The sequence below is a fragment of the Runella sp. genome (assembly GCF_965279615.1).
Taxonomy (GTDB): domain Bacteria; phylum Bacteroidota; class Bacteroidia; order Cytophagales; family Spirosomataceae; genus Runella.
Map to the genome: position 1 here is coordinate 6,591,460 of NZ_OZ257252.1, position 24,755 is coordinate 6,616,214.

The 24,755-nt window shown below is 43.5% G+C and carries 20 protein-coding genes; 11 read left to right on the forward strand and 9 right to left on the reverse strand.

The features are described from left to right. The first annotated feature begins 126 nt into the window (after positions 1 to 126). Together ACQY73_RS27595 and ctlX are read left to right on the forward strand one after the other, a co-directional pair. Positions 127 to 1,572 (forward strand): arginine deiminase family protein, encoded by a 1,446-nt coding sequence (locus ACQY73_RS27595; RefSeq protein WP_428657395.1) that lies wholly within the window; start codon positions 127 to 129, stop codon positions 1,570 to 1,572. A gap of 116 nt (positions 1,573 to 1,688) precedes the next feature. Beyond that, positions 1,689 to 2,630, forward strand: coding sequence for a citrulline utilization hydrolase CtlX (ctlX, locus tag ACQY73_RS27600; protein WP_428657397.1), 942 nt, complete (start codon positions 1,689 to 1,691; stop codon positions 2,628 to 2,630). 181 nt (positions 2,631 to 2,811) lie between these two features. Here ctlX and ACQY73_RS27605 read toward each other — a convergent pair whose 3' ends face one another. After that, on the reverse strand, positions 2,812 to 4,488 hold the full coding sequence (locus tag ACQY73_RS27605) for a D-alanine--D-alanine ligase family protein (RefSeq protein ID WP_428657399.1): 1,677 nt from the start codon (positions 4,486 to 4,488) through the stop codon (positions 2,812 to 2,814). A 309-nt stretch (positions 4,489 to 4,797) separates the two neighbouring features. Between ACQY73_RS27605 and ACQY73_RS27610 the strand changes: the two genes are divergently transcribed. Together ACQY73_RS27610 and ACQY73_RS27615 are read left to right on the forward strand one after the other, a co-directional pair. Beyond that, a complete protein-coding gene (locus tag ACQY73_RS27610) occupies positions 4,798 to 5,445 on the forward strand; it encodes a hypothetical protein (protein ID WP_428657401.1) in 648 nt (215 codons plus the stop codon). A gap of 57 nt (positions 5,446 to 5,502) precedes the next feature. After that, positions 5,503 to 6,012: a hypothetical protein gene (locus ACQY73_RS27615; protein ID WP_428657403.1), complete on the forward strand. Its 510-nt coding sequence runs from the start codon at positions 5,503 to 5,505 to the stop codon at positions 6,010 to 6,012. A 316-nt stretch (positions 6,013 to 6,328) separates the two neighbouring features. Here ACQY73_RS27615 and bla read toward each other — a convergent pair whose 3' ends face one another. From bla to ACQY73_RS27630, 3 genes are read right to left on the reverse strand one after another with little or no spacing between them, the layout of a single operon-like run. Beyond that, the gene (gene bla / locus ACQY73_RS27620) at positions 6,329 to 7,231 is read right to left on the reverse strand and encodes a class A beta-lactamase, subclass A2 (RefSeq protein ID WP_428657405.1); all 903 of its coding nucleotides are present in this window, start codon (positions 7,229 to 7,231) and stop codon (positions 6,329 to 6,331) included. 31 nt (positions 7,232 to 7,262) lie between these two features. Continuing rightward, positions 7,263 to 9,362, reverse strand: a complete 2,100-nt coding sequence (locus ACQY73_RS27625) for a glycoside hydrolase family 97 protein (RefSeq protein ID WP_428657407.1) — start codon at positions 9,360 to 9,362, stop codon at positions 7,263 to 7,265. A gap of 34 nt (positions 9,363 to 9,396) precedes the next feature. Then, the gene (locus tag ACQY73_RS27630) at positions 9,397 to 10,017 is read right to left on the reverse strand and encodes a DUF4230 domain-containing protein (RefSeq protein ID WP_428657408.1); all 621 of its coding nucleotides are present in this window, start codon (positions 10,015 to 10,017) and stop codon (positions 9,397 to 9,399) included. Positions 10,018 to 10,224: 207 nt separating this feature from the next. Here ACQY73_RS27630 and ACQY73_RS27635 point away from each other — a divergent pair, with 207 nt between their 5' ends. Then, on the forward strand, positions 10,225 to 11,910 hold the full coding sequence (locus ACQY73_RS27635; protein WP_428657409.1) for a CTP synthase: 1,686 nt from the start codon (positions 10,225 to 10,227) through the stop codon (positions 11,908 to 11,910). A 179-nt stretch (positions 11,911 to 12,089) separates the two neighbouring features. Here the strand turns inward: ACQY73_RS27635 and ribD are convergent, their stop codons facing one another. Together ribD and ACQY73_RS27645 are read right to left on the reverse strand one after the other, a co-directional pair. Then, entirely contained in the window at positions 12,090 to 13,184 is a 1,095-nt protein-coding gene (ribD, locus tag ACQY73_RS27640; RefSeq protein WP_428657410.1) for a bifunctional diaminohydroxyphosphoribosylaminopyrimidine deaminase/5-amino-6-(5-phosphoribosylamino)uracil reductase RibD, read from the reverse strand. A 60-nt stretch (positions 13,185 to 13,244) separates the two neighbouring features. Beyond that, positions 13,245 to 14,375, reverse strand: a complete 1,131-nt coding sequence (locus ACQY73_RS27645; protein WP_428657411.1) for a carboxypeptidase-like regulatory domain-containing protein — start codon at positions 14,373 to 14,375, stop codon at positions 13,245 to 13,247. A 364-nt stretch (positions 14,376 to 14,739) separates the two neighbouring features. On the opposite strand from ACQY73_RS27645, the gene ACQY73_RS27650 reads away from it, so the two are divergent. Next, the gene (locus ACQY73_RS27650) at positions 14,740 to 15,597 is read left to right on the forward strand and encodes a prephenate dehydrogenase (protein ID WP_428657412.1); all 858 of its coding nucleotides are present in this window, start codon (positions 14,740 to 14,742) and stop codon (positions 15,595 to 15,597) included. Positions 15,598 to 15,703: 106 nt separating this feature from the next. Further along, entirely contained in the window at positions 15,704 to 17,257 is a 1,554-nt protein-coding gene (locus ACQY73_RS27655; RefSeq protein ID WP_428657413.1) for an acyl-CoA carboxylase subunit beta, read from the forward strand. Positions 17,258 to 17,306: 49 nt separating this feature from the next. Here the strand turns inward: ACQY73_RS27655 and ACQY73_RS27660 are convergent, their stop codons facing one another. The 3 genes from ACQY73_RS27660 to ACQY73_RS27670 form a co-directional block, all read right to left on the reverse strand. Continuing rightward, positions 17,307 to 17,879, reverse strand: a complete 573-nt coding sequence (locus ACQY73_RS27660) for a helix-turn-helix domain-containing protein (RefSeq protein ID WP_428657414.1) — start codon at positions 17,877 to 17,879, stop codon at positions 17,307 to 17,309. A 530-nt stretch (positions 17,880 to 18,409) separates the two neighbouring features. Next, positions 18,410 to 19,117: a LytR/AlgR family response regulator transcription factor gene (locus ACQY73_RS27665; protein ID WP_428657415.1), complete on the reverse strand. Its 708-nt coding sequence runs from the start codon at positions 19,115 to 19,117 to the stop codon at positions 18,410 to 18,412. Positions 19,118 to 19,125: 8 nt separating this feature from the next. Then, complete coding sequence (locus tag ACQY73_RS27670) at positions 19,126 to 20,151, reverse strand: sensor histidine kinase (RefSeq protein WP_428657416.1); 1,026 nt, start codon at positions 20,149 to 20,151, stop codon at positions 19,126 to 19,128. A 156-nt stretch (positions 20,152 to 20,307) separates the two neighbouring features. Between ACQY73_RS27670 and ACQY73_RS27675 the strand changes: the two genes are divergently transcribed. From ACQY73_RS27675 to ACQY73_RS27690, 4 genes are all read left to right on the forward strand, one after another. After that, the gene (locus ACQY73_RS27675; RefSeq protein WP_428657417.1) at positions 20,308 to 21,135 is read left to right on the forward strand and encodes a hypothetical protein; all 828 of its coding nucleotides are present in this window, start codon (positions 20,308 to 20,310) and stop codon (positions 21,133 to 21,135) included. Positions 21,136 to 21,146: 11 nt separating this feature from the next. After that, complete coding sequence (locus ACQY73_RS27680; protein ID WP_428657418.1) at positions 21,147 to 21,410, forward strand: hypothetical protein; 264 nt, start codon at positions 21,147 to 21,149, stop codon at positions 21,408 to 21,410. Between the two features lie 186 nt (positions 21,411 to 21,596). Further along, the gene (locus ACQY73_RS27685; protein WP_428657419.1) at positions 21,597 to 23,999 is read left to right on the forward strand and encodes a TonB-dependent receptor domain-containing protein; all 2,403 of its coding nucleotides are present in this window, start codon (positions 21,597 to 21,599) and stop codon (positions 23,997 to 23,999) included. An 18-nt stretch (positions 24,000 to 24,017) separates the two neighbouring features. Further along, positions 24,018 to 24,713 carry an intradiol ring-cleavage dioxygenase gene (locus tag ACQY73_RS27690; RefSeq protein ID WP_428657420.1) on the forward strand — a complete coding sequence of 232 codons (696 nt, stop codon included), beginning with the start codon at positions 24,018 to 24,020 and terminating at the stop codon, positions 24,711 to 24,713. Positions 24,714 to 24,755: the final 42 nt, after the last annotated feature.

Consider the following 24,755-nt stretch of genomic DNA (forward strand, 5'->3'; position numbering starts at 1 on the left):
TTTGATTTAATGAATGTTTGTTTTGCGTCAAAATTGTATTTTGCGAAAAAACAACCTTTTAGATTCGTTTCGGCATTGCATTGTACGTCGCAATTCGCAAAAACGAACGTCCCTTAACTTATTGTTATGAATTCCAATCATCAGCTTAAGGTTTCTTCTGAAGTGGGAACGTTACGCAAACTTCTTATTCATAGTCCGGATCGTGGCTTGGGAAAAGTAGTGCCTTCAAAAGCACAGGATTGGCTTTTTGAAGACATTGTACACCTTGATACCATGCGGCGCGAAGAGTACGATTATTATGTGAAAATCCTTCTGTATTTTCTTGATCCCGAAAAGATCAAAGGAAAACTGAAAGAAATAGATGCCGATACGTCACGTGCGTTTTTTAAGCCGGGAACCCCTTCTTATTTTAATTCCGATAAGGTCGTTGATATTCAGAAACTCTTGGCCGAAATTTTGGAAATTGATGCCGTTAAAACCAAATTGATCGCGTCAATTTGTGCGGTAGAGCGTTGTTCCTTCAAAATACAGCATAAACTCAAAGAATACGATGCGATAGAATTGGCAAAAATTCTGATTTCGGGTTCATTGCCCGATAAGTCTATGATCTTTGCGCCTGTTCCTAACTTTATTTTTACGCGAGACATTGGCATCGTCATCAACAATCATGTATTGCTAAATAAACCCGCCAAAACTGCCCGCACCCGAGAGTCACTTTTGACGCAATATATCTTTTTTTACCATCCCATATTTGAGTCGTATCGGGATAATATCATCGAAATTCCCGACAATGAGCATCATTTTTTATTGACCGACGATGAGCTTAAAAGTGATTATCTGCGCTCTACGCTCGAAGGCGGTGATGTGATGATGGTGGCACCTCGGCACCTTTTGATCGGTTGCAGCGAACGCACCACGCTCTATGCGGCTCAGCAGGTAATGAAAGCCTTGTTTGAGCGAAATGTAGTCGATACCATTACCGTCGTAAAAATCCCTAAAAAACGGGATTATATGCACATTGATACCGTTTTTACGCAGGTAAAACGCAATGTGTGGGTGTTGTTGGGAACCATTGCCCGGCAGGGAGACGAAGCCAAAAAACGCGATGTTTTGCACTTTTTTGCACCCAAAGAAGATCCTGACCGCTTGCAGATCATGCAATTCAACAAAGGTTGGGAAAACAAACCGACCGAAATCGAAAACTTGGAAGATTTACTGACTGACATCAGTAAAAACGACTTGGGATGCGCTGATCCTATCAAGTTTATCTATTCAGGCAACAACGAATTTCCGTTTGGTGCCCGTGAGCAATGGACCGACTCCTGCAATTTGTTGGCGCTGAAAGACGGCGTTGTGATTGGTTATGACCGCAACGACAAAACCCTCGAAGCTTTCCGAACGGCCGGCTTCCGAACCATTCGCGCCAAGGATTTATTAGATGAATTTGAAGCCGGTATTTCTTCGCCCGAAACCATCACGGATACATTTATTATGTTGCCTTCAGCGGAGCTTTCAAGGGCGCGGGGCGGCTCACACTGCATGAGCCTGCCGATTTTGCGAGACGATTTTTAAGGATTTTATTCATTTTATCATTAACTTTAGGATAAATTGAAGCTAATGATAGCCACACATTGTTAGCAGAACAGGTAGTTCTGTCAAGTTTCCTAAAATCAGAAAATGAAGTTGATATGTCGCACAAAATGCAACCCCAAGCCACATCGCACATCCTGATGATTCGCCCTGTGCGGTTTGCGTTCAATGAAGAAACGGCCGAAAGTAACGCGTTCCAGAATGTGACTGTTGCCGCCCAAACCAAAGAGGCTGCTCAAGCGGAAGCACTGGAAGAGTTTGATCATATGGTGTCGCAGCTTACGGCGGCGGGCGTAGATGTTATTATTTATGAAGATACTCCTGAGCCTTTTACGCCCGATTCGATTTTTCCGAACAACTGGATTTCTTTTCACCAAAGCGGGAAAATAGTACTCTATCCAATGCAGGCACCCAACCGTCGGTTGGAGCGCCGAATGGATATTATTGAAGATCTCAAAACACGTTTTCACGTAGAAGAGATCATTGATCTGTCATCTTTTGAGCAGCAGGAAAAATACCTCGAAGGGACGGGAAGCATGGTACTTGATCGTCGTTATAAAATCGCGTATGCCTGTCTTTCGCCTCGCACGCACAATGAAGTATTGGACGCCTTTGTGGAAGAAACAGGTTATAAAGTAGTGAGATTCAACGCGGTGGATGCTAACGGGAAACCCGTATATCATACGAACGTGGTGATGTGTGTCGGTGATGCGTTTGCCGTGGTTTGTTTACAGGCCATTCCTGACCCTGATGAGCGTTTAATGGTGCGTGAAGACCTTGAAAAAACGGGAAAACAGGTTATTGAGATTACCTTGGAACAAATGAACAGTTTTGCAGGTAATATGCTGCTGGTCAATAATAAACGTGGTGAAAAATTATTGGTGATGTCAACACAGGCGTATGAATCGTTAACGCCCAAACAGCGCGATGAAATTGACGATTACGCGGTTCTTTTGCACTTCGATCTGTCGGTTATTGAAGGAAATGGTGGTGGCTCTGCTCGCTGCATGATGGCGGAAGTGCATTTGCCGGAGAAGTAAAGACTGTGGTGGAGCAGGTTTCTCAAAACCTGCACACTGCTCTTTCGGATTTCAAATCCGAAAGCAGTCTGATTCAAGATTTAAAATCCTGAATAGCTAACAAGAGAGTGGCGGTTTTGATAAACCGACTGCATGGTATGATAGACCTTCCAAGTCTTCAAGACTTGGAAGGTCTTCTGTTTTATCCCACAAAACGACGTGTGATATTTTTCGCTTTCTCGCGGGTTTCTTCAATAAGTGGATGCACCGGTTGAGAGACCATTTCCAACACATCTTCGATTGTATCTTTAAAAAGCAGACCCACAGGCAATTCGTATTTCTCGCTCTCACTTACTTTCAAGACCGCAACAGGTTTTACTTTTCCCGAAGCTGAAAGTTGGCTGAACGTACGTCGAGCTTCAATGTATGCCTCAGTGGTAGCCTCAAATTCGACCGGTTGTAACGTAAGTTCCGAAAGTCGGTGTTCAATGTTAGTATCTAAGGTTGCCAGCAATTTGCGCAAATGAAGGGTATCTTTTCCGGTACGGATACGTTCGCGCAGCGATTGACGGATCAGATAGGTGATGGCGTGCGTAACATCAAGCCCGATTTCGGCCATTTGTTTAAAAATAAGCGACGTAGGCGACATTCCCGGCAATGTATTGGGGTCATGCAACAGAACTCTTCCGTCGGGTGTCAGGAAGCCGTCGATCCGAGCCACGGCATTCATGCCCAATTTCTCGAAAACCAGCGCGATGTTGTATTGGATCTTTTGATTGTTCTCCAATTCCGTTCTAACAGGAATGAACTTACGCGTAACGTTGAGTTTATATTTTGTCTTAAAATCAAACGTTTGGTTTTCATCCATTTTTGCGATCTCAGTAGGCGGTAATGCAATCACGGTTCCGTCGTCGTCCTGCACTACTCCGCACGAAAACTCCTGTCCATTCATGAATTCTTCCATCAATATTTGGTCTTCGGCATTGACGGATAAAAGCGAAGCGCAGGGCGAATGAAGTAAAAAAGAGTCCAGTTTCTCAAGAAGCTCAACGGGATGATAAATGGTTTCGCCCGTTTCCTGAATCATTACGGGATAACCGATACTTTCGTCAAGGTTTCCAATACGTTGTGCAAAAGCGTGTTGCTCAACGGTTGACCAACTTTTCCAATCATCAGCTCTTATTTCCAACGAGAAAAAACACTGATTTACAGCTTTGGCGAAGGCATCCACATTATCGTCTTTCACAATAGCTACACCGATCGAAGATCCTTGGTGAGGTGCTTTTACCACGATGGGCAAACCCACTGCTGCTTTGGCTTCTTCAAATTTTTGGTGAATATTGGCGCCGTTCCACTCTTCCCAGCGCAAAACTTTCATCTTTTTCTGCTGACCGTTGGCGCGGGCAATTTGTTCGTTTTGCAAAATTTTGTCAATACTTACGGCCGAGCCAAGCAATCCCGGTCCCATGTACGGCATTTTGTGCCATTCCATCAATCCCTGAATGGCTCCGTCTTCGCAGTCGGGGCCGTGGAGAATGATGAAGGCAAAATCGAAATATTTTTTAAAATCCTGCGGTTGGATCGGCGTGCCGATGCCGTGCATCAACTCCTCTAATTCGATTTGCGAGAGTTGTTGTTGCAAAGACTCAATGTACACTTCAAAACCTCCCTCTTTGAAAGCAGGCCCCGGATAAAAAGCCCGAATGCCGGCATGATAAAGCGTTGACTCGTCGGTTAGGATAAAATTGCCAAGGCTGTCTACAAACACCAACACGGGCGTAAACAGCGATTTGTCCATGTTTTCATAGGCCGTTTTACCGCCTGCATAAGAGATTTCGCGCTCACGCGCGGGGCCGCCAAAAAAGATTCCGATACGCACGATGTAAACTAATTAGAAGATTAGTGAATGGATGAGTGAGAGAATGGGCAAAGATAGAGCAATAATCGTTATTGGAGAGGTTGTAAGTGGGTTTTTTGCGGATTCAACCTGATGGTTGAGCCAACTTACTGCAAAACTTTCGGTAGACTCTTTTAATCGTGTATGTAAAAACTTCACCCCGGAAATATTGGTCTATATCGTCGAAGGTTACCGTTTACTCAATTTCGGGGCATATGTTTTGGGATATTCTTTAGGGGATGTAAATTGGTATAAAAAATTCATTATCAGAACCTTAAACCTCCTTTTATTATGAAAAATCTTTTACTCATCTCGCTGCTTACCTGTTCATTACTGAGCGTTTTGGGACAAAACGCAACCATCATGCCAACATTTATTCAGATACCCGCTACATCTTCTGCTCCCGGTTGTGCTGTTGCCGCTGACAAGGGTAAACAGTATTTTAATACCATAAGCAATAAAATGTTTTACTGTAACGGCTCGGCTTGGGTGGAATATACCGCTATAACTCCCGTTGCTTTTATGGCCTATCTAACCAATAATGGTAATGTTATTAATGGTACAAGTGGCTCATTGTCTGGAATGACTGAGGTATTTGACGAAGGGAACGATTTTGTTACGGGGACTTTTACTGTTCCCCAAAATGGACTTTATCATTTTGATGTGAGTATAAAATGGGGAACTGCATCAACACCTAATTTTTCCCAAGCTACACTTCAAAAATGTGATAATGCAGGCATAAACTGTGAAATAGTAGCTTCAAGTAAAATGAATGATCAAGTTGCGGCACAACATGCATTTGGAGTCGACGTAAAATTAGTGTTGGGAGAAAAAGTTCGAGTATTTGTCACACAAACCAGCGGAGGAAGCCGAGTCTTGGAAGGCAAAGGAATAGATGACAATATTCCCACGTTCTTCTCGGGGCATTTAGTCAGGTAAGACTTTGGGATGTCGATTTTTTTGAAATGTTTTAGTTATCACCTTCTTTTTAGTCTTATGAAAAAGCTTGCTTTAGTGCTTATTCTTTGCGCACCTTTTCTTACTACTGAGATTTTCGGTCAAAATGCGGTGATTACGCCTAACTTCATTTTTATTCCTGCTACCGCTACTGCTCCGACCTGCGGAGCAACTGATAAGGGAAAACAGTATTTCAATACTACAAGCAACAAAGTGTTTTATTGCGATGGCACTGCTTGGGTAGAATATGCCGCAGTAGCTCCTACTGCTTTTATGGCTTATACCGGTTTAAATGATACCATAAACGTTGGCATTCCTGAACCTCTTACGCTGGATATCGAAGTGTTTGATAAAGGAGGCAATTTTTCCGCCCCCTATTTTTCCGTCCCTCAGGATGGTATTTATCATTTTGATGTCAGTGTAAAATGGGAAGGCGGTTCGGCTGTCTCTACCTATATCCGGACTACACTCGAAAAATGTGATAAAAACAAAGAAAAGTGTGTGGTGGTGGCAGCAAATACAATGGAAAATCAAGAGAGAATTCACTAAACGTTTGGGGTCAATGTAAATTTAGCGGATGGTGAAACCGTTAAAGTAATGGTATATCAAACAAATTTCAACGCCAGACCACGCCATTATAGCGGCGTGGATGCCAATGGTAACATACTTACTTTTTTCTCAGGACATTTAGTGAAATAAAGCTTTGGGAGAGCTCAGGCAAGGCTGAGTTTGTTCATAGTTGTTAGAAATCACCATTGATGCTGCTACTCTTTCGGTTTTGAGAAACCGAAAGCACTATCGAAAATACTGTTGAATGGTGCATTCAGTTTCTCAAACAACGTGTATATTCTTGGATCACGCTTGCTTATTTCGACGAAAAATAATCCCAAGCCGCTTTGGAAACTTCCGCGATGACGCGGTCGCTTTCTTTATCACTCTTTTTAGTATTGCTGTAGAAGACCGAAATGATAAAATGCTTGCCGTTGGGCAAAGTGACAATGCCAATGTCATTCGTCGCAGCCGTGATGCCTTCACCATTGGACCCCGAAAGCCCTGATTTATGCGCTACCACAGTTCCCGCCGGCAGTAATCCCTTTATTTTCTGACTGCCCGTGGTGGCTTCTGCCATTGTATTCCACATGAAAGCGTGGCTGGAAGGTGAAAGGAGCTTCTTTTGATAAAACTTCTCTAAAAGCAACACTGCCGACCAAGGAGTGGTCCAATTCGAGAATTGCGCCTTACTGTCTTTGTGCATCTGTTCTTCGGTTGTCATGATGGCAACGTCGGTCATGCCAATGCTTTTGATGTAATTGTCTACGGCTCTCGGGCCGCCCAGGATACGGAATAAAATATCACACCCGTTGTTGTCACTTTGGGCAACCGTAAAAACGAGAAGTTCGCTGAGCGGTACTTCTACATTTCCGTTGGGGTATTTTTCACGTAACGGACTCCAGGTATCAGGCAGCAGATCCTTTTTCAGAACAAGAATTTTTTGATTCAAGGTGAGTTTTCCTTTATCGACCTGATTCAAGATGGCCAATCCTAAATGAAATTTGTACACGCTTTGCATGGCATAATGCACTTGATTATTAAACGTAAGCGTGTCGTGATTTTCCAACCCTAAGATACCAACGCCGAGCGTTCCGTCGGTACTTGCGGCGATCTGTTGGATTTTTTTTCTCAATACGTCGATTTGGCCAAAAGAAAAATGAGAGGTAAGGCCGATGAACAGGGCAATGAATGTGATTTTGAACGTAGTGTTTTGCATGGATACGGGTAATGAAAAGAATGGTATAAAATTATTGTTTGCTAAAACTCACGGCACAACCGCCGCCTTTAGCTAAACGCAAATTTAGAGTACTTTTATTTGTGACCATCATTTTTTCTATGGAATAAGCTTCCGGATTTGTTTGCCAATCCGCATTTTCAGCATCCCGATAGATAATGGCCTGATAGGTGACACCTTCCTCTAGGAAGCTCAATGACAATTGGGTATTTCTGGCATTCTCGTCGGTAATGGCGCCCAAAAACCAGTTGGTTTTTCCTTTTTCTTTGCGGGCAATCGTAATATAATCGCCCGGCTCGGCTTCCAAAATTTTAGTGTCATCCCAATCGACCGGCACATCTTTGATGAATTGAAAGGCATCAAGGTGTTTGTTGAAATTCTCTGGAAAATCGCCTGCCATTTGTAAAGGGCTGTACATGGTTACGTACAACGCTAATTGCTTGGCAAGTGTAGTTCGTACACGGGTAATGCGAGTTGCATCGTACTGATTCAGTTGAAAATGAAAAAAGCCTGGGGTGTAGTCCATAGGCCCACCCATCAGGCGGGTAAAAGGCAAAATGGTCTCGTGTTCGGGCACAAGACCCAATTTTGGGGCATTGTTAAACTCATTGCCGCGTGCGGCTTCATTGGCCAACCAATTCGGGTACGTGCGGTGTAAACCTGTAGGGTGCACAGGCTCGTGGGCTTCCAACATAATCTTATATTCGGCGGCTTTTTCAACTACGCGCTGATAATGATTGACCATCCATTGGCTGTCATGATGCTCGCCTCGGGGAATGATTTTGCCGACATAGCCCGTTTTTACGGTATTCATTTGGTGGTCGTTCATGTAGCGATAGGCCTTGTCGATCCATCGTTCGTAGTTGGTTGCCGCCCCGGAAGTTTCGTGGTGCATGATGATCCGCACGCCTTTTTGACGAGCGTATTTGGTCAGCTCATCCAAATTGTAATCGCTGTAAGGCGTAATGAAATCGAACACGTTTTCTTTCCAATTTCCAAACCAATCTTCCCATCCTTCGTTCCAACCTTCCACCAATACACCGTCAAATCCGTGTTGCGCTGCAAAATCAATATAGGTCTTTACGTTGGCGGTGTTGGCACCGTGTTTGCCGCCCGCAGTGGACACTGAGGCTTTTTCCCAAGTGGCTTTTCCCACGTGCATTTCCCACCACATACCAATGAATTTTTGCGGTTTTATCCACGAAACATCGGTGATTTTGGAAGGCTCGTTGAGGTTCAGGATCATTTTCGAAGCCAAAATCTCGGTCGCTTTATCGCTCACGTTGATGGTTCGCCAAGGCGTTTGAAAGGGGGTTTGCAGATAGGCTTTGTTGCCGACGGCATCCGGAACCAAATGTGATGTAAGCGTAAAGGTCTTTTTATCCAGCATCAAATTCATGGCCGGATAATTGATCAACGCCGCTTCGTGGATGTTGATATAGAGGCTTTTGGGTGTTTTAAGCATCAGCGGTGTTTGCACGGCATTGGTGCCAATAACCGATTTGAGCGCAATGTCGGTTTCTTTGGCCGCCGCCGCAGTGGCATTTACTTCACTGAGTTTAGTTGTGTTGTAGAGGTATTCGTTGGTGTCATAATCTCCCGGAATCCAAAAGGCTTTGTAATCGCCCGCCAGATTAAACTGTGTGAGTTCATCGCCGACGATAAAATGACTTAGTTTTTCCTGTTTCGGAAATTCATACCGAAAGCCTACGCCTTCATTGAATACCCGAAAATGGACCTTTACTAAAATTCCTGAATTGTCTTTTAGCAATAAGCCTAACGCTTTGTAAGAATTTCGAATCTTACTCACCTCTCCCCACACGGGCTGCCAAGTTTCGTCGACTGTGGAAGAATCAACTGATACGATGGCAAATTGAGTAAGAGAAATTTTAGGTTTATTAAGTGAAAAGCCTAAGGTAGAAGGCTCTATAAAAGTATTTTTTTTGTAGCTGACGCTGTAATGAATAGCCCCATTTGCGGCAATTCCGGTGGTTAACTCAATGGAATTATTAGGAGAGGAGACTGAAACTGATCGTTGCGCCGATGTTACAAAAGGAAAAAGCAAACCCCAAGCTAAAGCAAGGGAAGCTTTAAACATGAACGTTTTTTTCATTTTATCATAGGTTAAATCTGTGCATTCTTCAGTATTATCGGGGCTTCGGGATGGTCGCTTTCAGGCGATAGCGCAGTACCACTTTTTTACCCGATATTTTTTCCAAAACGGGCTTCAGAATCAAGTTGGCATTCTGCTTAGTTTGGTCCAAAATACCCATGTCAAGCGCTGATTTTTGAATCTGCTTTTCGGCGTGTTTGTAAGCTTCCTGTACCAATTTTGCTTCTTCTGTAAAGGCATATTCTGTATTGTAGACCTTTGATTTGGAATGGTCTATTTTAAAGCTACACAGTTCCGGCTCAGGCAGATGCACCACTACGGTATCGGATTCGGTCGTAACGTCGGAGGTGGTGATCTTGGTTAAGTCAATGCAGCCGATGGCTTCACCCTGAACGATCAAAACCGCCTTAGGATTGGGGAACCATTGGAGAATCTGCTCATGCTCTACAATGTCTTTAAAATTGTAACGGACCAACTCTAATTTTCCCAACGATTGCACCTCTTCCAACACCATTGCGTGGGTGGTTTCGGTCTCTCCGGAAGAGCCGAGTGAGAACCATTTTCCGGTCTTTGTGCCTTCCCACACAGAGATGATTCCGACGATGATAATCGCAAAAAGAAACAGGCGCAATAGCAAACGAATAGCAGCGGTCATTGAGTGCAGTTATTTGAAAAGTAAATGTAAGAAAGTTGAATCAAATTGTGGCCGACTAACTATTTTCAACTTTTTATTAATTTTTTTGTGCTTGGTAATCAGGATTTTACGTAAAAATTGGAGCAGCTGTGCAAAGCCTGATAGTGACTCAGTGCTGAATTTTAGTACCTTTGTATCCCGTAACCAGTCAAAAACTCACTGCTTATCATGGCTGCTAACGGGCAAAAAACCGCAAAATATATCTTCGTTACGGGCGGCGTAACGTCATCTTTGGGAAAGGGCATCATTGGCTCATCCCTCGCAAAACTCCTTCAATCACGTGGATTGTCGGTCACGATTCAAAAGTTTGATCCCTACATCAACGTAGATCCCGGAACACTCAACCCCTACGAACACGGGGAGTGTTATGTCACCGACGACGGCGCAGAAACTGACCTTGATCTGGGGCACTACGAACGTTATCTGAACGTACGTACTTCTCAGGCCAACAACGTCACTACCGGGCGCATCTATTACGATGTTATCATGCGCGAACGTCGCGGCGACTTTTTAGGTAAAACGGTTCAGGTTGTACCCCACATTACCGACGAAATCAAAAACAGAATGCTTTTGCTCGGTGAATCGGGCGAATATGACGTGGTCATTACCGAGATCGGCGGATGTGTGGGCGATATTGAGTCGCTTCCTTTTTTGGAAGCCGTGCGTCAGTTAAAATTCGAATTGGGTGAAAATGATGCACTCGTGATTCACCTCACGCTTATTCCGTATTTGAGCTCGGCCGGTGAGTTGAAAACCAAACCAACGCAGCACTCTGTTAGGATGTTGCAGGAATCCGGTATTCAGCCCGATATTCTCGTGTGTCGCACGGAGCATCCGTTACCAACGGAAATGCGTAAGAAAATCGCGTTGTTTTGTAATGTTCAACCGGCTTCGGTCATTGAAGCATTAGACGCATCCACCATTTACGATGTGCCTTTGTTGATGAAAAAAGAGCGCCTCGACCAACGCGTGCTTTATATGCTCGACATTTACGACGATAAGGACGTGGACTTGGATGCATGGCAAGTATTTGTAGATCGGCTTAAAAATCCAAAAAGTACCATACGCATTGGATTGGTCGGAAAATACGTGGAATTGCACGATGCTTATAAATCCATCACGGAATCATTCATTCATGCAGGGGCGGTCAATGAGTGCAAAGTAGAGATCGAATGGATTCATTCAGAACACCTTACTCCCGATAATGCAGCGGAAAAAATGGCGGCATTGGACGGGGTTCTCGTCGCGCCGGGCTTTGGCGAACGCGGCATAGAGGGCAAGATCGCGGCGGTGCAGTACGTACGCGAAAACAATATTCCATTCTTCGGGATCTGTTTGGGAATGCAAATGGCCGTGATCGAATACGCTCGTAACGTGCTGGGTTGGGCCGATGCTCACTCGACCGAAATGGATGGCGATACCGATCATGCTGTTATTGGTATGATGGAAGAGCAGAAAAACATTACCAACAAAGGAGGAACCATGCGCTTGGGAGCGTATGCATGTAAGTTGCAGCCTCAAACGTTGGCCCATAAGATTTACGGAAAATCAAACATCAGCGAGCGGCACCGTCACCGCTATGAGTTCAATAATTATTTCCGCAAAGATTTCGAAAAAGCGGGAATGGTATTGTCGGGTATCAACCCCGAAAACGACTTGGTGGAAGTGATCGAGTTGCCGAAACATCCGTATTTTATCGGGGTTCAATATCACCCTGAATTAAAAAGTACCGTGATGGCTCCGCATCCGTTGTTTGTACATTTTGTGAGAGCTGCATTGACCAATGCGCGTCAAAAACGCGAAGTGGCGCAATTACTTGTTACGGAAACAAGTGAGTTGGTACCTGAGCAATAGTTTTCAAGCAGCCGCTCGCATCTTGCGAGTGACGATTATTAATGGGCCTCCGGCCTAAATAAAATTACAGGCTGGAAGCCTGATAATAGTCGTCACTCGCAAGATGCGAGCGACTGCAGGAAGTCGATGCGGCCGGCATCGACTTCTTTTGTTTGTAAGCATTATGTTACTGTTATATCTTACTCGTACTTGCGATAACAGGTCAACCAGTCGGTGCCGATTTTCGCTTGATCAGTGAAGCGAACACCCGTAGGCAGGAGCGGGGCGGAGGTGCCTTTACCAATAGCGTTGGGGCTTTTAAACATCCGTATTTCGTCAAAATGCCCATCGTTCAAAAAAGCCTGCAAAAGCTGCGATCCTCCTTCCACAAGTACCGACTGAATTTTTCGGCTGTGGAAGTCTTTGAAAAGATGAGGTAGAAAATTTTCATCAAAATCTATCTGTACAAACGTTGTTTCACCTTCCTCTTCGTTGCTGAAAGCATTATAGCAAATCGTTTTTTGGGTATTGTCAAACAAATGCAGCTCTCGAGGCAATCGCAAAGTACGATCAAGAACGATTCGAATTGGGTCAGGCCCGGCCCATAGTCGAGCGTTGAGTTTAGGGTCATCGTTAAGCGCGGTATTGGTTCCCACCAAAATAGCATCTTCCTGCGTCCGCCATTGGTGACTCAACGTGCGCGATTGCAGACAGCTGATGGCTAAAGGTTGTTTGTTTTCATCAGCAATAAAACCATCGGCGGTTTCGGCCCATTTAAGAATAATGTAAGGACGTTTTTTCTCGAAAAACGTAAAAAAACGAGCATTGAGTTTGCGCCCTTCTTCGGCCAATACGCCCGTTATAACTTCAATCCCGGCATCTCGTAATTTCTGAATGCCTTTTCCTGCTACCAATGGATTGGGGTCATCGTTGCAGATCACTACTTTTTTTACCTGTTTTTCGATCAATAGATCAGCGCAGGGTGGTGTTTTGCCGAAATGAGAACACGGTTCCAGTGTTACGTAAACCGTCGATTCCTGTAGGGGCGGGGCTAGTCTCCGCCCGACTGCTTGACCAGATATAGGCTCCTGTTGGGCGGAGGCAAGCCCCGCCCCTACGCTGTTTATGGCATTTACTTCGGCGTGCCAATCGCCATAGCGTTGGTGCCAACCTTCTCCGATGATTTGGTCATTGTGCACAATAACGCAACCCACCATCGGGTTGGGGCTGACGCTTCCGCGCCCGAGAGCCGCCAAATCCAAGGCTCGGCGCATGTAGAGTGAATCGTTTGTCATTCAGGACTAAATTGGCCCTGAAATAACAAAAAATAAGTAGATAGGTCGTTAAACCGACGGTTATTTTTCAGTGGGCAAATAGTCAGTAGGCAGCAACTCACCTAATTTTTCGTTGCCCCAACGTCCTTCTACAACGATGGCCAGTGGGTCAGGAAGGTAGCCGTTGGGAGAGAGCAACGTTGCCCCGTCAACTAGTCGGAAGATGGAGACTTGATAGTTCTGTTTGCTAATTTGCTTTAAAAATTGCGGCTCTTCGTCTTCTTTTTCGTATACTATATACATAAAGTCATCAAAAACAAGTTGCGTTAATTCACCTTGTTTCTGCGTAATTTGGTTGGGTTGAAGTGGCGTTTTGAGCAAATATTGAACGTACCTGGAAAAATTGGGCGAACCCATTTTACGGAGTGTAGTATCGCTGTCAGCAATTGCGGTTTCATTGCGTTGTTTTCGAATGAGTTTTTGAATGGTAAATCCTTCCTCTGTGGTGCGTTCTAAATAGACACTTCTTAAAAAATGCTCCATTGAGCCTAAATAGGCCTTTTTTCGATTTTCGGCCCAACGACGGCGTTGGCGTTCGCTGCGGGTAGTCATTTCTTCAAAGAACGGGTAGCCGAGCGTGGTCACGTAGTTTTGGCGAAAATTATACGTAAAACTTTCGAGTTGGTATTTGATGATATAGCCCAAAGCTTTGTTTTCAATCACCAACAATTCATCGGCGTTGACATTGACAATGCCTTCCTCTTCGTCGTCCGTAAACCAGACAGCTTTAGGGTTTTTGAGTTTGCAGGATTCGGAAAAAACAGTGCGGCCGATGAAGTTTTCCTTAAAAAGCGTAAAGTACTTTTCGTGGCCGTTGCGTAAGCGTTTGATGGTGATCTCCTGAAGTTCGTTGGCTTTGGGTTCAAGCAACACAGCTAAGCTTCCGCGCAGCGTATCAGGCCTGATCTTCAGCGTTAACGTTTCATAACCAATGTACGAAACGACCAAATCGTACGATTCCTTTGATAGATTTTGAAGTTCAAAAACACCCGCTTCGTTGGTTAGAGTGCCTTTAGTGGTATTGGAAAGAAATACGTTGGCAAAGGGTAATGGCTTGCGGTCGTGGCTGTTCAGTACTTTGCCGGAAAGTTTAATTTGGGCTGTTAAGCATTGACAATAAAGCAATAATAAAATACAAATAATGCGTGGCATGGTATTAACTAAATTTTTCGTTACAAAAATAAAGCTTTTACTGAACCACCCAAAAACTTAGTTAAGTAGTCGAGCAAAAGTTTTGGGGTTTTACAAAAAAGTATTGCTAAAATATCAGATGGGTTGCCGGTCGGGTTGTGAGCAACGGCAGCGGCCGCCCGTCCTGCACACCCGGAGTGTATTCCTGTGCGGAGGGTTGCTCACAACCCGACCGGTGAACGGCATATCTATTCCAAATGCCCTAAAATTTATGCTCAAGCATTTAATAAACCCGCGTTAAGTTTGGGCACATTCATAAACTTCCGGAAACATTTCTGAATAACTCTCTATTTTTGCACCCACCAATTAAACAGGTTACCGGAAAATGATTACCACTATTATCGGCATTGGTCTGCTTGGCGGCTCTTATGCCCTTTCTTTACGGGATAAATATCCTAAAATGCATTTTATCGGGGTGGATGCTTCCGAAGTTCACGGGCGTTTGGCGGTAGCTAAAGGCATTGTAGATGAAGTACTTCCGATGGAAATGGCCATTCCAAAATCCGATTTGGTCGTGCTTGCTGTACCGGTCAATTACATTGTTGAGTTATTGCCGTTGGTATTGGATTTGATTTCAGAAAAAGCCACCGTGGTCGATCTGGGGTCTACAAAGCAACTCATTTGCGAAGTGGCCGATGCACATCCAAACCGCCATCGCTTTGTGGCGGCTCACCCCATGGCAGGAACCGAAAATTCAGGCCCCTCGGCGGCTTTCCGTGAGTTATTGCCCGAAAAGAACGTCATTTTGTGTGATTGCGAAAAAAGTGATGCCGACAGTGTGGCGTTGGTAGAGGCGCTTTTTAAAGATATTGGTATGAAACTGCATTACATGATGCCTGCCGAGCATGACCTGCACTTGGCTTATGTATCGCATTTGAGCCACGTAACGGCGTTTGCTTTGGGTTATACAGTATTGGAGAAAGAAAAAGATGAGCAAAATATCTTCGATATGGCAAGTACCGGTTTCAGCTCGACGGTGCGCTTAGCGAAGAGTTCTCCGGCCATGTGGGCACCTATTTTTGATCAGAATCGCGAAAATCTTTCCCGTGCATTGGGTGATTACATTGAGTTTTTGCAGCAATACAAAATCTTTATAGACGACCGCGACATTGAGGCCAGTGTGGATTTCATGCAGCGAGCCAACGATATTCGGCGTATTCTGTCAGGAATTGATAAGAAATGATGTTCTATATTGTTTTAAGGATACTGTTCATTAGATAAAGTAACAAACTCGCTTAAATTTGCGACTGAGAGTATCAACTGCTAATGATTGACGCTAACCAATAATTATGACGAACCAACCTGCGAATCGGAATCAAGTTTTAGACGCTAAAAACGAAGAAGCATTGCTCGGCGGCGGCGTAAAACGGATTGAACAACAACATAAAAAAGGCAAGTTACACGCCCGCGAGCGGGTAGAATTGTTGATGGATACAGGCTCGTTTGAAGAGATAGGTAAGTTTGTCATGCACCGCTGCAAAGACTTTGGTTTAGACAAAGAGTATTATCTGGGAGATGGCGTTATTACCGGTTACGGTACCATTGAAGGACGATTGGTCTATGTCTTTGCGCAGGATTTTACGGTTTTTGGAGGTTCTTTATCTGAAACGCACGCCGAAAAAATTTGCAAGATCATGGATCTGGCCATGAAAAACGGCGCGCCGGTGATTGGCTTGAACGACTCAGGTGGCGCCCGAATTCAGGAAGGCGTATTGTCGTTGGCGGGTTATGCCGATATTTTTTATCGTAATACGCTGGCTTCGGGTGTTATTCCGCAGATTTCGGCCATCATGGGACCATGTGCGGGGGGAGCGGTGTATTCGCCGGCCATTACGGATTTTATCATGATGGTTGAAAATACGTCTTATATGTTTGTAACGGGCCCTAACGTAGTGAAAACGGTGACCCATGAAGATGTTACTTCGGAAGAACTTGGCGGTGCCATGACTCACGCTACGAAGTCGGGCGTAACGCATTTTGTGAGTGCCAATGAAGTAGAATGCATCACGGATATTCGCAAGCTGCTGAGTTACATACCCCAAAATTGCGAAGAAGATGTTCCCATGCTTCCGTATACCGGCGGCGACGAAAAAAGAACAAAACTAACTACCTTGATTCCCGACAATCCCAACCAGCCCTACGATATGCGCGAGGTGATTGATGAAATTGTGGACGGAGGCAGTTTTTGGGAAGTACATAAATATTTTGCCGAAAATATCGTGGTAGGCTTTGCCCGTTTGGGTGGCCGCAGCATTGGGATTGTGGCCAATCAGCCTGCCGTTTTGGCGGGTGTGTTGGATATTGATTCAAGTACAAAAGGCGCTCGATTTGTTCGTTTTTGCGATAGCTTCAATATTCCTTTACTTGTCTTGGAAGATGTTCCGGGGTTTTTGCCCGGTACCGATCAGGAGTGGAATGCCATCATCACAAACGGCGCCAAGTTATTGTATGCTTTCTGCGAAGCAACGGTACCGCGCGTAACGGTCATTACACGCAAAGCGTACGGCGGTGCTTACGACGTAATGAACTCAAAACACATTGGTGCCGACATGAATTACGCTTGGCCAAGTGCCGAGATCGCGGTGATGGGAGCAGGGGGCGCAGCCGAGATCATCTTCAAAAAAGAAATAGCCGAGGCCGAAGACCCGGCGGCCAAATTGCAGGAAAAGATACAGGAATATACCACAAAGTTTGCCAACCCTTACCGAGCCGCGCATCGCGGGTACATTGATGAAGTGATCTATCCTGAGCAAACCAGAGAAAAACTGCTCAGAGTTTTTAAAATGCTCGAAAATAAAGTGGCAACACTTCCTAAGAAAAAACACGGAAATATTCCCCTATAAAATAAAATGCAGAGAGCGGTAAAAATCACTCTCTGCATTTATTAAAAAGTTATGGTTGCGTTTTTGTGGCCGCAAACTCGTGGGGATATTTGGTTTTTAATTTCCCCGGCGTAATTCGGTAACGCTTCTTAAATACCAGAATAAATTTTATGGGCTCTGAGTATCCCAACAACTCAGAAACCTCCTTGACCGAATATTCTTCCCTTTCGATCAGGTTTTTAGCCTGAATCAGTTTTTGCGTCTTAAAGTATTGGTAGTAAGGCTCTTTGTAAACTTTTTTGAAAATCGTTTTAAACTTTGACTGGCTGAGTCCAAGCCGTTCGGAGGCTTCCTGAACAGAAGGTATTTTGCTGGTAATGTGATTCGTTACTTCTTTGTGAAGGTTCGAAAGTTGCTCCATGATGGATAGACTCACTTTTTTGGCAGGGTAAATGCCGGAAGTTTTGGAGGATACCTGAGACAAAGGCTCATGGATTTTTTTGTCCTGAAAACAACTGAAAGAAATTTCTCTTTGAACTAAAAGTTGAAAAACTTTATCAGCATCTTTCTTTAGAATTCGGATTTCCAATGTCGGATTTTCGTCGTCACTATAATTTAATTCACCGGTAGGTAAAGTGTTCATGCTAATACAAAGCAGTTAGAGGTTAGATTAAAAATTACCGAGCTTTTCATTTCGTTGAGTGTAATTTTTTTCTTAATTCTGACTTGCGAAAAGATAATACTAGTCAAGGGAATAAGATAATTGTGGGTAATGATTAAATTAATTACGATTAAGCGCAAATTAGACAAATAATAAATATCAAATTAAGGTATTATTTGCCAGTTTACCACAAAGGTATATTTTTTGTCCGTATCGGGAAACGATTTTTATAGCTACTATAATTATGCCAAACTTATCGCCGGATAATTAGTATCGTGTGCCAAATTATATCAGGGTGGGACGAATTTAGAGCCGGAGTGAGAAATAACGGTTGCTTTGAATGCTTTTTAAGGGAGTTGGCTTATGCTGTTTTGACTTACTTTCTCTGCCTGGAAGAGTAAAAAAATAAATAATTGTAGCGGAAAAACATTCATTTTTTTTGTTTTATATCCTGTTTAGGATTCATTTTAGCCCAAAAAATACACACAGTTCCGGTGCTTGGGCATGAAGCCTTACCTTTTTACCAATTTTTCATCAATACGTTGAAGGACATCCGCACGAAGGTTTCTGCTTAGGGGTAATTTTTCATTGCCGATCTGTACTTCATTCCCTTCGATGCGGTCAATTTTAGCAATGGGAACAAGGTAAGATTTATGGATCTTGACAAATTGTTCGGTGGGTAAATATTCTTCCAATCCTTTCATGGTCAGATAGGTAAGAAATTTTCGTTGGGCCGTTTGAATAATTATATAATTTTCCAATGCTTTGACGTAGAGCAAATCACGGATCTCAATGCGTTCTATTTTGCCGTCGCATTTGATGAAAAAATAATCTGCCGAAGGAGATGAAGTTTTGTTTTTTTGTTCGAAAAACGTTTTGGCTTTCAGGGCCGATTTCAGAAAACGCTCCATAGAAATGGGCTTTAATAAGTAGTCCAACACATCCAACTCAAATCCTTCAAGGGCATAATGTGGATACGCCGTGGTGATAATGACGACGGGTGGATTGGTGAAATTCTTGAGCAATTCAAGTCCGCTCATTTGAGGCAGTTCAATATCCAGAAACAATAAGTCTACAGAATTCTGTGCCATTAGGTTAATGGCTTTCAAGGGGCTTTCGGCTTGGCCAATGAGCTGAAACCATTCCAATTCTTCGACAAACTCCTGCATGATTTTGCGGGCTACGGGTTCGTCGTCAATGATAAGGCATTTGATCTTCATGAAATGAGCTATAAAACTATCTTCAAATCTACTTCAAATCTATCCGTTTCTTCGGTAATTTTCAGTTGGTGTTGTTGCGGATACAGCAACTCCAATCGCCGTTTTACGTTCGCAATTCCAATACCTCCTGAGCCATCGGTGGTTTTTGATATTTTACCGTTTTTGGTATTATAGCAGTTGAATATCAGTGCGTTATTCGTTAAAGCCAGTTGGATGGTAATGCAATTGGGCTTAACTTCATGATTGCTTACGTATTTAAATGCATTTTCAACAAAAGGAGAAAAAAGCAAAGGTGCTACGGACACTCCTTTGAGTTCATCTTTAAGCGTAAGGCTTACGTTCAAGTTGTCATTTTTACGTAATCGTTGGAGGTTTACGTAGTTTTTCAGGTACTCGATCTCTTTTTGGATAGGTACTTTTTCAACGTTACATTCATACAATTGATAGCGTAACAGATCTGAGAACTGTACCACCAAATGCCGGGCTTCGGGATTGGTTTTATGAATAGATCCATAGATCAGATTGAGCGTGTTAAAGACAATGTGTGGATTGATCTGCGATTTCAAATACTGTAATTCGGTAATTAATTGTTCATTTCTGATCTGTTGGACCAATTCCCGCTGATAGAACCACTCTCGACTCAGCCATATTGCCATACTGAAAATAGCGTAAAAAACGGCAATGGATAGATTGTAGAATGTATTGGTCAACAACGATTGCCGCTCTACATCGCCTAACACATAGCCGTAGAGGTACATGTCGTGGAGATTTTTAAGAAATACATAGCCTAAAACGATTCCTGAAAGGGTTAAAAAATACAATCCGTAACGCTTAGTATCGAAAAAACGGGGAATCAATACCCATAGATTACCGTAAATAACGCCTGCCAGAAGAATGTTACGCACCAATAGTTCCCCTACAAAATCACTTACGCTCAAATCATAAATGATATTACTGCGATTGTAGGCATGAAACGAAATTGTGGCAATCCAGAACAGTACGTGGTCGAGACGGTATCTGAAAAATTTTTCCATGTTGAAAGTTAGGCAATTCGGATATGCGCCGCCAAAAAAGTTACATCAAATGATAAAAAGACGTGACATCAAGAATTTTCGACATGTTACCAAACTATTTTTCCTTATTGAAAGCCTCTTCGTTGTTTTGATTCGTCAAACACAACGCCTGAGAAAATGAAAACGATCTTTGTAAGCGGCATCATGGGGCTGTTCTTAACGTTGACGACCCTCGCCCATCCGGGCATTGGGATAGTCAGTAATTCAAAAGGGGAGATTTTTTACACAGATCTCAAGCGCATTTGGAAAATTTCATCCGATGGAAAATCAAAAACAATAGTTGTTCCCAACGTGCATACACACGAACTCTACATGGATGCCCATGATAATCTGTACGGTGAACACCTTTGGTACGAAGGAGAAACTACCGATAAATGGGGCCACTATGTATGGAAATATGGCGCTGAAGGCAAATTTACGAAGATAAAACCTACTACTGAGGGCTTTTTGCAAAACTATAGCTTTGTACGCGATGCTGCCGGCAATATGTACCGCCTTATCAGCAGCAAAAATGGCAGCGACTGGATGAAAATTTCGCCTGACCAAAAAGTGGAATGGCTTGCTACTGTACCAACCAAAGATGTACGTTGGCAGTTTTGCCGCAAAGACGGTACTTTTTACTACGTTGACGACAACGATCTCTGTAAAATGGTAGATAGAAAAGCGGTGATTGTGACTCAGGATTTAGATGGCGTCAAAGGCGAGGAGCCTAAACGAAAACCCAATAACAGTATTTTTGGGATGTGGGACGATGCCGGCGGGAATATTTACGTAGCAGTTACCGGTAAAAAGAACGTCAAAAAAATAGCTCCCGACGGTCGGGTTTCGACAGTTTATCAAACTCCGGGTACATGGATGCCGACGGGCGGTATTGTTGACAAAAAAGGTGGTCTTTGGGTACTGGAAACCAATGCAATAAATGATGTCAGAGTGGTAAAACTTTAAAACTGTTCATCATGAAAAAGTTGATTTTTTTTGCAGCCATCCTGATAGTAAACGTCAGTAAAAGTTACTCGCAAACCCTTTCCGCTTTTGGCTGTTTTGTGGGGAGCAGCCTGTGCGGAAATGCCATAAGACCTTTATTGAAAAATGCTCCCCGGGCCGTTAGAAGTGGCGGAATAAGTGTGGTTTTTAAAAATAAACTGTGGCTATTCAGCGGAAAACATACCGATGGCAAGCACAATTGGGGCGGTGATGTTTGGACATTGAGCGCTAAATAAAAAAGAATAAATCGGGTAAAGACGAAAAAAAAGGAGGGCTCATGCAACATTCTTAAAATAATCACCACTTTGCTGTAACCATTTCCTGTAATTGCAGTATTCACAATGGACAAGCGCAACAAAACCTCCTAACATATTAACATACAGCCAACTCAAAAACCTACTATCAGCCAACCATTTTAAAAGATGAAACACTTATTCTTCCTGACCCTATGCATAGGGTTGATCGGGACTTCGTTTGCCCAAAAATCAAAGATCACAGGATTTATCCTTGATTCTACCGCCCGCAAACCCGTTGAGTTTGCCACCATCGCGCTTTTGAAAGACAGCAAAATCGTGGAAGGAACAACCTCCGATGTAACCGGCAAATTCACGTTTTCAAAAGTAGCTGAAGGCATGTATCAGGTTAAAGTTACGTTTGTTGGCTACAACGATAAAACGATTCAGAATGTGACGGTTACGCAGGCAAATGACTTGGATCTGGGTGTTATTTCATTTGCTCAGGCAGCCCAACAACTCAGCGAAGTAAAGGTAGTGGAGCAAAAAGCATTGTTTGAAGACAGACCCGACCGCTTGGTATATAATGCCGAAAAAGACATCACGATCAAGGGCGGCAACGCGGGCGATGTCTTACGCAAAATTCCCTCTATTGCGGTAGACTTGGACGGAAATGTGGAACTGCGCGGAAGTTCGAACATCAAAGTGTTGATCAACAATAAACCGTCCAACCTTATGGCAAAAAGCATTGCCGATGTGCTCAAACTCATTCCCGCCGATGATATCAAACAAATTGAGGTAATCACTTCACCTTCTGCAAAATACGATGCCGAAGGCACCGCCGGTATCATCAATATCATTACCAAACGCAACACTCTACAGGGTATTAACGGAAAAGCAAATACGTCGTTTGGCCGGTGGAATGACAACTATAACGGTTCACTTAATTATCGTAAAAAAACTTTTGGAATTACGGCGCGCGGCGGTTTTAACAAATGGCGAAATCAGGGAGAAAATAGCCTGATCCGTACGTCAATGGTGGAAAATTATCAGACCAAATTGATTCAAAATACGTATTTCAGAGGCGGCGGCGAGAACCTGTACGGTACGATCTCGGCCGAATGGGACATTGATACGTTGAATCGTTTGAGCGCGGGATTGAATTTTTACGATGGTAAAAACGCCATGAATTTCGATTATATCAATGATTTTACAAGTCAGTACGGTGAAAAGTCCTTGTTTACCAGAAAGTTATACCGTATTTATGATTGGGACGGCGGTACGTTGAACATTGATTATAACAAGACATTCAAAAAGCCAAAGAAAGAATTTAATATCCTGACCATGTTTTCCAAAGAAGCGGAAGACAGTTATTACAACCTCGACCAACTCAACGCCGAAAGCATCGTTTATTACCGCGAAAAAAGCCCAAATATCAGCCGCAACTATGAAGGAACAATGCAAATCGATTTTACTAATCCGTTGGATAGCGTAAGCACGTTGGAGGTAGGGGCAAAGACCATTTTACGGAACGTAAAAAGTGATTACCAAGTAGCTACTGCGCTCGACGGCTCGTCTAATTTTGTGGATGTGCCTTCTCTCGCCAATGTGTTTGATTACAATCAGCAAGTGGCTTCCGGGTACATTGCATACTCACGTACCTCCAAGAAAAAATGGGGGATCAATGCCGGCGCAAGGTACGAACATACGTTTATTCAGGCAGAATTTTTGGCGGGGAAAGTGCCTTTTTCGAACAATTACGGCAACATCATCCCCAACATCAGCCTGTCGAGAAATTTACCCAAAAATCAAAAAATAAAAATAAGCTACTCACAACGAATTCAGCGTCCTATGTTGTGGTATCTGAACCCGTATGTTAACGCCAGTGAACCTAAATCGACGTTTTCGGGAAACCCTTACCTCAAACCTGAGCTGACTCACAGCGCCGAAGCAAGCTATAACGTATATATCAAAGAGTCATCGATCAATACGACGTTTTTCATGCGGCAGACTAACAATGCCATTGAGCGTATCCGGACCGTGAACAGCGAAGGAGTAAGCAATACGAACTTTTTAAATATTTCACAAAATATATCGTACGGCCTTACGCTGAGTGCCACCACCAAGATCAAGAAGAAGTTTTCAACCAACGGCTCTTTCAACCTGTATTATAACATTCTGAACAGCCCTGCTTTGCAAGCCCAAAATTCCAATTGGATGTACCGCATCAATATGAATTCGACCTATGATTTTGGTAAAGGATTCAAAGGTCAATTCTTCGGATTTTTCAACTCTCCACGTGTAATGTTACAGGGGAAAATGAGCGGTTATGCGTATTATAATCTGGCGCTGCAAAAAGAAGTGCTGAACAAAAAAGGCTCTGTAAGCTTGGGCTTAGACAATTTCTTTGCTCCCTACATTCAACAAAAAACGTACATCTCGTCGTCAAGTTTTGTACAGGAAGGCAGCAGCAAATATTTCAACCGTGGCTGGCGGATAAGCTTTTCGTATGAGTTTGGTAAGATGACGAATCAGTCACAACGTCAGAAAAAAAGCATCAGTAATGATGACAAAAAAGGCGGAGAGAACTAATCTTGCAAAAAGGGTGAGATGTCAAGGAATTTTGACATCTCACCTAATAAATTAGCCCTTCTTCCGGAATTCTTTTTGGTTTGTATCATCAATCAACTCGATACTGCCATGAAAAAACTTCCTGTTCTCTTGATTTTGCTTTCCGTCTGTGGTTTTTCTCAAGCCCAAAAAGTAGGCGGAAGCTGTGAAAATTGTGAACTGATCTATGAAGGAATGCCTAAAGAACTGAGTTGGCAAACGACCATTGCCGACGCTGAAGAAGCAGGTGAGCGTATGGAAATCAGCGGAATCATTTATCAAAAAGACGGCAAAACGCCTGCCTCCGGCGTGATTTTGTACGTGTATCATACTGACGTAAAAGGCGAATATACACCTGCTGCTACACAGGTACATGGCCGCCGACACGGTCATTTGCGCGGCTGGGTGAAAACTGACGCACAGGGACGCTACAAATTCAATTCCATCCGACCCGCAGCTTATCCGATCAGAAAGTTTGCCGCACATATCCACCCCATTATCAAAGAGCCCACTAAAAATGAGTATTGGATTGATGAATACCAATTTGAAGGAGATTCTTTATTAACTCAAAAAGACCGAGACAGTGCCCAAAATCGAGGAGGTTCGGGCATAATTACGCTAACGAAAAACGAAAAAGGAACTTGGATGGGGAAAAGGGATATTATTCTCGGGAAGAATGTGCCAAATTACCGGTAGAGAGATTTTATTTTAATTCTTTGGTACTATTATTTATGGCTT

Excerpts from the sequence above, each read along its gene's own strand:
- ACQY73_RS27595 (WP_428657395.1), top strand. The coding sequence starts at position 127 with ATGAATTCCAATCATCAGCTTAAGGTTTCTTCTGAAGTGGGAACGTTA.
- ctlX (WP_428657397.1), top strand. The coding sequence starts at position 1,689 with ATGTCGCACAAAATGCAACCCCAAGCCACATCGCACATCCTGATGATT.
- ACQY73_RS27610 (WP_428657401.1), top strand. The coding sequence starts at position 4,798 with ATGAAAAATCTTTTACTCATCTCGCTGCTTACCTGTTCATTACTGAGC.
- ACQY73_RS27615 (WP_428657403.1), top strand. The coding sequence starts at position 5,503 with ATGAAAAAGCTTGCTTTAGTGCTTATTCTTTGCGCACCTTTTCTTACT.
- bla (WP_428657405.1), bottom strand. The coding sequence starts at position 7,231 with ATGCAAAACACTACGTTCAAAATCACATTCATTGCCCTGTTCATCGGC.
- ACQY73_RS27625 (WP_428657407.1), bottom strand. The coding sequence starts at position 9,362 with ATGAAAAAAACGTTCATGTTTAAAGCTTCCCTTGCTTTAGCTTGGGGT.
- ACQY73_RS27630 (WP_428657408.1), bottom strand. The coding sequence starts at position 10,017 with ATGACCGCTGCTATTCGTTTGCTATTGCGCCTGTTTCTTTTTGCGATT.
- ACQY73_RS27635 (WP_428657409.1), top strand. The coding sequence starts at position 10,225 with ATGGCTGCTAACGGGCAAAAAACCGCAAAATATATCTTCGTTACGGGC.
- ribD (WP_428657410.1), bottom strand. The coding sequence starts at position 13,184 with ATGACAAACGATTCACTCTACATGCGCCGAGCCTTGGATTTGGCGGCT.
- ACQY73_RS27645 (WP_428657411.1), bottom strand. The coding sequence starts at position 14,375 with ATGCCACGCATTATTTGTATTTTATTATTGCTTTATTGTCAATGCTTA.
- ACQY73_RS27650 (WP_428657412.1), top strand. The coding sequence starts at position 14,740 with ATGATTACCACTATTATCGGCATTGGTCTGCTTGGCGGCTCTTATGCC.
- ACQY73_RS27655 (WP_428657413.1), top strand. The coding sequence starts at position 15,704 with ATGACGAACCAACCTGCGAATCGGAATCAAGTTTTAGACGCTAAAAAC.
- ACQY73_RS27660 (WP_428657414.1), bottom strand. The coding sequence starts at position 17,879 with ATGAACACTTTACCTACCGGTGAATTAAATTATAGTGACGACGAAAAT.
- ACQY73_RS27665 (WP_428657415.1), bottom strand. The coding sequence starts at position 19,117 with ATGAAGATCAAATGCCTTATCATTGACGACGAACCCGTAGCCCGCAAA.
- ACQY73_RS27670 (WP_428657416.1), bottom strand. The coding sequence starts at position 20,151 with ATGGAAAAATTTTTCAGATACCGTCTCGACCACGTACTGTTCTGGATT.
- ACQY73_RS27675 (WP_428657417.1), top strand. The coding sequence starts at position 20,308 with ATGAAAACGATCTTTGTAAGCGGCATCATGGGGCTGTTCTTAACGTTG.
- ACQY73_RS27680 (WP_428657418.1), top strand. The coding sequence starts at position 21,147 with ATGAAAAAGTTGATTTTTTTTGCAGCCATCCTGATAGTAAACGTCAGT.
- ACQY73_RS27685 (WP_428657419.1), top strand. The coding sequence starts at position 21,597 with ATGAAACACTTATTCTTCCTGACCCTATGCATAGGGTTGATCGGGACT.
- ACQY73_RS27690 (WP_428657420.1), top strand. The coding sequence starts at position 24,018 with ATGTCAAGGAATTTTGACATCTCACCTAATAAATTAGCCCTTCTTCCG.